The 2,057-nt window shown below is 51.8% G+C and carries 2 protein-coding genes; both read right to left on the reverse strand.

The window, feature by feature from the left end; all coding sequences use genetic code 11:
- Nucleotides 1-1,753 (reverse strand): condensation domain-containing protein (locus IY568_RS24265; RefSeq protein ID WP_228553564.1); only part of this gene is annotated, 1,753 nt, incomplete at its 3' end.
- The coding region (locus tag IY568_RS24270) for an acyl carrier protein (protein ID WP_194868957.1) at nt 1,750-2,057 on the reverse strand (308 nt) is incomplete at its 5' end. The genes IY568_RS24270 and IY568_RS24265, both read right to left, overlap by 4 nt.

Raw genomic sequence — 2,057 nt, forward strand, 5'->3', positions numbered from 1 at the left:
AGTGCTGCTGCAAGTACGCGGCGATGCGATTAGCACCGGCGTCCAGCTGGGCATAGCTCAGCGTGCGACCGCCAGGCATATCAATGGCGATAGCATCCGGTGTTAGCTGGGCCTGACGGCTGATTTGTTCGTGCAGGCTGAGCTCAGCGTTGTAAGCCAGTGTCTCGCTTTGTACATCATACACCAGGTGTTGGCGCTCCTGCTCACTCAACATTTCAATCTGCTGCGGCGACTGTTGACTAAGCGAAGCCAGGTTTTGTGGCACAAAAGCGGCAATAAGCTGACTCAGATGCGTACTGAGCTTAGTAATATAGTCGGCAGTAAACAGGTGACTGTCATACACCCAGTTCAGCGCCAGTCCCTGCTCGTTAAAAACCAGGTTGATGTCGAGGTCGAATTTGCTACTGGTCACAGGTAAGGCTTGCTGCGTTAACTGCACATCAGCAACATTAAACTGCGTACTCACTGGCTGAGCAGGCGTGCCCTCTACCGTCAGCAGGATCTGAAATAATGGTGCATGAACCTGACTGCGTGAGATCTGAAGTCCTTCAATCAGCTGATCCAGTGGTAACTCCTGATTCGCCAGCGCCTGCTGATTGATACCTTTAACGTGCACAAAATACTCCGTCAGAGTGTCAAATTCCGTCGACACTCGCAGTGGCACGGTATTGACAAAAAAGCCCTGCAACGACTGCAGTCCGCTTTGCAGCCGGTTCTCAACAGGGGTGCCGATGACGATATCCTGGCTATGACTGTGTCTGGCGACCACCAGGGACAATAAAGCATGTAAAAATGCAAATGGACTTAGCTGCAATGCTTCAGCACTGTCAGCAATGGCTTTGGCCTGGTTTTCAGGTAATTGCTGCGTGAATTTTTGTGCTGGATGTTGATGAGTGTCTCGCTGTCCCGTCACAGGCAAAGTGTGTACTTCTGGCGCATCGGAAAGCTGCTTCACCCAATAGTCCAGCTGAGTTTGATAATGTGTCCGGGCTTCATTTTGTTGCCAGTGCGCATAATCAATATAATGTAATGGCAGTGGCGCCAGTTCAGGCTCCTGGCCTGCAACCAGTGCGCTGTAGGTGTGAGAAAACTCCTTCACCAGCAGTGCCACCGAATAACCATCCGACACAATATGATGCAGGTTGAACATCAACACGCCCTGCTGCGGGGAAAGGGTGACGTAATGAACCCGGATCAAGCTGTCTGTACTTAAGTCAAAAGCGTAAGCGGCCTCTTGTGCCAGCAAAGCGTCCAGCTGTGTTTGCTGCGCCGACGCTGTCAGGTCACTCAGGTCGTACAAGGACACAAGCTGTGCCGGTGCACTCACCAGCTGCTGTTTGCCTTCCCCTTCCACTTCAATAAACCGGGTGCGCAGTACTTCATGACGCGCCACTATGGACTGCATGGTTTGCTCTAGTACCGCCAGGTCAAACTCACCCGATACAGTGAATGCCGCTGACATATTATATTCAATGGTATTGCCCTGAAGCTGATCAAGAAACCACAAGCGTTGCTGCGCTGATGACAATGGAAAGTGCGCCTGCGTCCGCTCAACTGGCGTGATCACAGGGGCCTGAGAAGCGCTGGCATACAACCCCAACAGATACTGTTTTAGTTCGTCTTTTCTTGCTATTAGCTGTTGTTTCAGCGCTGCATCCAGGGCTTTTGGAAGGTGTAGCTTCACTTCGCCTTGGTGGTGCTGTGCACTGGCGCCTTGCTCCAGCAAAGCGCGGTATAATTCTTGGATCATCATAGGGTAAATTCCTCGAAGTCGGATGCAGCGGGACTGTGCGTCGTGTCACTGGCATGCAAAGTGAAGATGTCGTCGATATGGCGACTGATGTTGGCGACGGTCATTTGCTGATATAAATCCTGAATAGCCAGGTTGATCGCAAAAGTGTCGTTAAGTCGGGTTACCAGGCGCATCACAAGCAGTGAATGTCCGCCCAGCTCGAAAAAGTCTGCCTGTGTGCTTATCTGGCTGGCTTCTACATTGAGCAGCTGCGCCCAAATCTCACATACCGCCTGCTCTGTGTCTGTTTGCGGCGCTACGTAAC

Source organism: Pseudoalteromonas sp. PPB1 (assembly GCF_015356275.1).
GTDB lineage: Bacteria > Pseudomonadota > Gammaproteobacteria > Enterobacterales > Alteromonadaceae > Pseudoalteromonas > Pseudoalteromonas rubra_D.